Source organism: Phormidium sp. CCY1219 (genome assembly GCF_055795085.1).
The window spans coordinates 1-5,081 of the sequence record NZ_JAYFEQ010000881.1 but is presented as its reverse complement, the minus strand read 5'-3'; the positions used below and the strand labels follow the sequence as shown (position 1 = coordinate 5,081).

Sequence of the window (5,081 nt, the reverse complement as noted above, 5' to 3'; positions counted from 1 at the left end):
CCCTCAATATAGGCATTGAGTTCATCTGCCGTCACGCCCAAAAAGTTAAGCAGCGCCTCTCGGTTGCGCTTATAGACGTTCGTACTTTCTCCCGCCTTTAACCTCCGAAACGCACTACGCTCGATCCCGATTCGCTGCGCCAGCGCCGTATCGTTCGGTTCTGCCAAAATCTCACCGAGAAATGCTACCAACTGTGCCAACCGCATCTGCGGCGTCCCTTGTCTATCCTTCTGTTCGCTCACCTAGCACTCAGCACTAATGTTGCTACAATTATTTTTTTTCAATATCCCGGATTTTATGACATTTCTTTACAAAAATAAGTAGGTTTATCCCTTGACAAATTAAAAAATTTTGAGTATGTTAGCAGCATAAACGACAATACGACTGGCGTTTTGTCGCATAATGACAGTAGAACGTAATGCGTTCGTTCTGCCATCAGCTCCCTAAATCTCCCATTTCAAACAAAAAAAGGGGATTGCCTTCCCCATTAATCCAAACAAAATATCACCCACAATTTTACCATGTCTGCGATTTTTCTCAAGCCTTCCTTGGCGATCGCCCCGGTTTCGGTCTCGGATTTTTCTGGAGCCTCCGAGTCACCCCTCGCGTTCCGCTTCGACTACGACTACAGCAGCTTTGGCTCCGAAACCTTGCAACAGCAAGCCACACAAGCCCTATCCCAGTTTCTCGGGTTCATCCGCCATACCTTCGTTAGCGGGCGCGCCGGCGTCAAACTTAGGAGCCAAGAGCATCCCTTCTTCGACAGATTCAACGGAAGTCCGGGCAGCAAATTGTGATGACATTAGCACAAAAGAACGGGAACGATAATCATTATTGCATGATTTAGCAAACTACAGCCGTTACAACCAGTTGCCTCCCCAAGCCAGAAGCATCGAAAAAGCGATCGCGGCGATCGCGGGAGCGAGCCATCAGCCCCACCGCAAACCGCACCGACTTTTCGCGGGCGATGGTCAGTAGAATCAGGGTTTCAAGGGGACGAGCGAAAACTGTCCCGACTATTGTTGTGATTACAACCTGAAATTCAACACTAAACAGATAAACAGAACTACGGCAATCCTCGGTACGTTTGGCAACGATCGCCTGATTGGAACCCCGAACGCTGACACGATTCAAGCTTTGGCAGGCAACGATATCGTCACTGGATTGGACGCGAACGATCTCATCTTTGGCAATCAAGGTGGCAATGTTCTGGCAGGCAACACCGGACGCGACACGATATTTGGCGGACGGGACAATGACACCATTTGGGGTGGCAAAGATGGCGACCATCTTTACGGCGACTTAGGCACAGATATGATCTGGGGTGACTTCGGCGACGACTTCATCCGGGGCGGAACCTTAGACCCCACTTCTACTCTCGATGTCGAGAGTGATTTGTTGTTTGGCAATAGAGGCAAAGACACCCTCATCGGCGATGCCGGAGACGATACCCTCTGGGGTGGGAAAGATAATGACCTACTGCAAGGAGAGGCAGGCAACGATCGCCCCTACCCCTTCACCGCCACAGCCAAGCCCGTTTGACGATCGCCCGGAAAGCATCGAAAACGCGATCGCTATAACTTCCTGTCAAGCCAAGTTAAGCTTGGCAGTTTGCCGATCGTGCAGAGGTCGTAGCTTTCGTGTAGGGTGGGTTAGGCGGCTGAAACCTAAGCAACCCAACGTTTAAAGTGTGTCGGTCCAGTACGAGTTGCAACGGACGAGAGCTATTAACACGAAATTTTAAATTTGACAGTGACTTGGGTTCTTGACGACAGCAAACCTGGAACCCAGAATAGGGGTAACAAGATTGCAAACACAGAATTGAGAAACCCGGGGTGCCTAACTTAATTTTTTTGTATCCGAAAGGAGACGAGGAGTTACAAAGATGCTAGATAGGCACAAAAGAACTGTAGGTATTGATTCGGTGTTTTGGCGGGAGTGGCAACAGCATCAAGGCTGTCTCTACCGTTGCTGCCTCCGACGGATGAGAGGCAACCAAACGGAGGCGGAAGATGTTCTGGGTATGGCTATGCTTAGGGCTAGGGAGGGTTGGCGAACCAGCAGCAAACCTATTAATAATGTGAAGGCGTGGTTGGTCAGATTGGTGAATAATCTTTGCACGAACCTGCTTAAAAAGCGCGATCGCCTATTTTCCTGTGAAGCTAACGAAGAGCTATGGGTTAGCCAGGAAGAAGAACCAGATCTTGCCGCGTAGCGGCAAGATCTCGAGTTATTTTTTGAGGGAGAGGTAAATAATTTATCTCCCAAATTGCGGGAGACTTTTTTTCTCTACTGGAAGGAGGAGCTGTCTTACAAGGAGATAGCCGAACGGTTGGCCATTTCTCAGGGGACTGCCCGCAAGCGGGTTTCTAATGCCAGGGCCATTTTGCGAGAGCGATGGAACGAGTATAACGGAGTGACAGAGGACTCTAGTTCTTCGTTGGCAACGGATGTGGAAGAGACGAGTGCGGATGAGTTGTCGGTGGGGGAACCGGCCTCTAGTAGGTTGGATGAAGCGAAACGGAACCCAACAAGGCTTAATCCAGCAGAACTGAGGACAAAAGAGGAACTCCAACGGTCATTTCTGTCGTTGCCGAGGGGAGAGCAATCTCAAAGGCCCAAACTTGGTTCCTTATGCCTAAGTCCCGAACCCGGGCTGAAATCAAAATTGCGATCGAGTAAGTTGGCCTTGATTCTTCGACCCCAGGCAGTCGGGGCTATCTTGGCCAATGCAAGGTTATCGCTTCGGATTAAGAATAGATATCAATTTGAATTGCCCGGGAGATGGGTCTGGTGCTATTTGGCGTCAGGGCAGATTGGACGCGGGAAAAAAAGGTTAATCGGCAAGGGGCGATCGGTATTTGGTGGAACCCAGCTTCTTTCTCTGCCTTTCTGGGGGCCTTGGGTTCCGGTTCCCAGCAGTTCGCCTACGGAAAAAATCGCCCTGTTATCGGGAAAATGGCCCTGTCGTCCTCCTTAAGAAAGAAATTTTCTCTATTTTGAGGCAGAAAAGTTCACAAACTGCCACCCAAAACTGTCTTATTAAATAGAAGGAGCGATGAAGTCAATCCTACTTTTTTGTTGAATTGTTCAAAATTGTTGATGAGGTCAGAAATAATGTTGGTTAAGAATGCTCAAAAATTGTGTGCGGCTTTGACTTTGGGAATGACAATGGCGATCGCCTCTCAACCCTCTGCTCTGGCTTTCGGCTCCTATGAGGAATGCAGAAATGTTTTTGGCCCTATTCCCTTTTGCTTAAATTTTCTTGATTTCGACGAATCTTCAGACAACTCTGCGGACAGTTCCACAGGAGACGAGTCAGGGCAGTCCGTCAGCGGAGTGGGGTCAGATGAAATTTCTGAATCTCCAGACAACTCTGCGAACAGTCTCACAGCAGACGAGCTAGGGCAGTCCATCAGCGGAGTGGGGCCAGGAGATGCGACAGAGATGGTCTCCGTCCCAGAGCCTAGTCTAATAGTAGGTTTGATTACAGTGGGCGGTTTTATGCTGGGAAGCAGGAAAAAGGCCAAAGCCTAACTGTTTGGACGCCCGCAATACCTCGTAGGGAAAAGTGGCATTTGCGAGTTATTCCTGACTTTTATTGCCAAAATTTTCTAACTCGGAAAAATCAGGAATTGCTTCGGAGTTTGTCGGTGGGGGCGGTGCGTTGCGGCAAGGTCAACATTTATCGTGAAAACCCATGATTTATCGATGCCGCAACACACCCTACCGGGGGCGACACCATCATAGGTAGGGTGTGTTATGCGGCCAGAAAATGTGAATGGTGACAAATCAATGATATTTCCGCATAACGCACCGTCCACGGAACCCCGAATTCAATTTTGGGTTAAATTCACATATTTATTCATGGGGTTTGTTGGTGGGGGTGGTGCGTTGCGGCTAGGTCAATATTTTTCGGCAAAACCCATAATTTATCGATGCCGCAACACACCCTACCGGGGGCTCCAGTACAATATCCTATTGAGCAACACCCATTTTTGTCATTGCGAGGGGCAGCGAAGCAATCTCAAAGGTCGAATTTTCGTTAACCATGCGTAAGTCCTGTCTATTTTGAGGCAGAAAAGTTCACAAAATGCCACCCAAAACTGTCTTATTAGTAGATGGAACAAATTCTCTCTATTGGCCTTGACGAATACAGGAGTGTATAAAATGTTCAAGAATAAAAGGGCTCTTATCATACATAAGGAAGTTTCATTTTCTTGTTTTTTTGGGTGCAGTTCATGGCACTATAACAGGAGATGTCTCTGATGATGGCAGTGAAGTATTTCCTGTACGAATCACTGCTCAAACCAATTTGGGTTCTGGTTCTTTCGATCTAGAAATTAACGGAAACGAAACGATAGACGAAGAACTCCAAGGAGCCAAGGTCGAAGTTACTATTTCACAATGGCAATGCGATCAAGAGACCCTAAGTTTTCATGTAAAAGCTGTGGCGAAAAAAGGATTTTTTTCATGCAACATTCTCGATGAAAGCTTCAGAGGAAGCCGTCACAATGCTGAAACATTAACAAATGTATTGGCCGATCTTGATATGAAGCTTAAGTCTTTGTCAGCAGCAAAATCAAGCTAATAAGCGGTTTTATCCCTCTTCTGTCACTTTCCAAAAAAGGGGGTTCAAACCCTGATTCTTTCGTTAAAATTTCCAAGAGTGACAGAAGAGGGATATTCATTAATTACAGCGCACACAAATTTTTGTTAGCGCCAAAAAGCCCTATCGATTCGCTCCTCAAAGCATCAATATTTAGGGAGCATCTCAATTTGGACAATCAACAACTTTCAAAAAACATGGAGAAACGCTCATGACGGAACCGATTTTAGTTAAAGATATCAACTCTGGTTCGGGTGGCTCATCTCCCAAAAATTTAACCAACATCAACGGCACCCGGTACTTTACAGCATATGACGGCACCAACGGCACTGAGCTATGGAAGAGCGACGGCACGGAAGGGGGTACGGTTTTAGTTAAAGATATCAGGTCTGGTTCGGTTAGCTCATCTCTCAAAAATTTAACCAACATCAACGGCACCCTGTACTTTAGAGCAAATGACGGCACCAACGGC

8 protein-coding genes and 1 pseudogene are annotated in these 5,081 nt (G+C 47.4%); 8 read left to right on the top strand and 1 reads right to left on the bottom strand.

Annotated features, from left to right (window positions below; translation table 11 throughout):
- On the bottom strand, nucleotides 1-242 hold a 242-nt coding region (locus AC0QH1_RS29010), incomplete at its 3' end, for a helix-turn-helix domain-containing protein (protein WP_324634920.1).
- A gap of 279 nt (nucleotides 243-521) precedes the next feature.
- Here AC0QH1_RS29010 and AC0QH1_RS29005 point away from each other — a divergent pair.
- The 8 genes and pseudogenes from AC0QH1_RS29005 to AC0QH1_RS28970 all read left to right on the top strand — a co-directional run.
- Nucleotides 522-797 carry a hypothetical protein gene (locus AC0QH1_RS29005; RefSeq protein ID WP_324634919.1) on the top strand — a complete coding sequence of 92 codons (276 nt, stop codon included), beginning with the start codon at nucleotides 522-524 and terminating at the stop codon, nucleotides 795-797.
- A gap of 37 nt (nucleotides 798-834) precedes the next feature.
- Nucleotides 835-978, top strand: coding sequence for a hypothetical protein (locus tag AC0QH1_RS29000; RefSeq protein ID WP_324634918.1), 144 nt, complete (start codon nucleotides 835-837; stop codon nucleotides 976-978).
- Nucleotides 979-1,035: 57 nt separating this feature from the next.
- The gene (locus AC0QH1_RS28995; RefSeq protein WP_324634921.1) at nucleotides 1,036-1,542 is read left to right on the top strand and encodes a calcium-binding protein; all 507 of its coding nucleotides are present in this window, start codon (nucleotides 1,036-1,038) and stop codon (nucleotides 1,540-1,542) included.
- Nucleotides 1,543-1,885: 343 nt separating this feature from the next.
- On the top strand, nucleotides 1,886-2,215 hold the full coding sequence (locus tag AC0QH1_RS28990) for an RNA polymerase sigma factor (protein ID WP_442957386.1): 330 nt from the start codon (nucleotides 1,886-1,888) through the stop codon (nucleotides 2,213-2,215).
- Nucleotides 2,216-2,260: 45 nt separating this feature from the next.
- Nucleotides 2,261-2,980 (top strand): annotated as a pseudogene (locus AC0QH1_RS28985) (RNA polymerase sigma factor); the annotation flags it as partial.
- A 137-nt stretch (nucleotides 2,981-3,117) separates the two neighbouring features.
- Nucleotides 3,118-3,537, top strand: coding sequence for a PEP-CTERM sorting domain-containing protein (locus AC0QH1_RS28980; RefSeq protein ID WP_324634917.1), 420 nt, complete (start codon nucleotides 3,118-3,120; stop codon nucleotides 3,535-3,537).
- A 691-nt stretch (nucleotides 3,538-4,228) separates the two neighbouring features.
- Complete coding sequence (locus AC0QH1_RS28975; protein ID WP_324634916.1) at nucleotides 4,229-4,591, top strand: hypothetical protein; 363 nt, start codon at nucleotides 4,229-4,231, stop codon at nucleotides 4,589-4,591.
- Nucleotides 4,592-4,820: 229 nt separating this feature from the next.
- On the top strand, nucleotides 4,821-5,081 hold a 261-nt coding region (locus AC0QH1_RS28970; RefSeq protein WP_324634915.1), incomplete at its 3' end, for an ELWxxDGT repeat protein.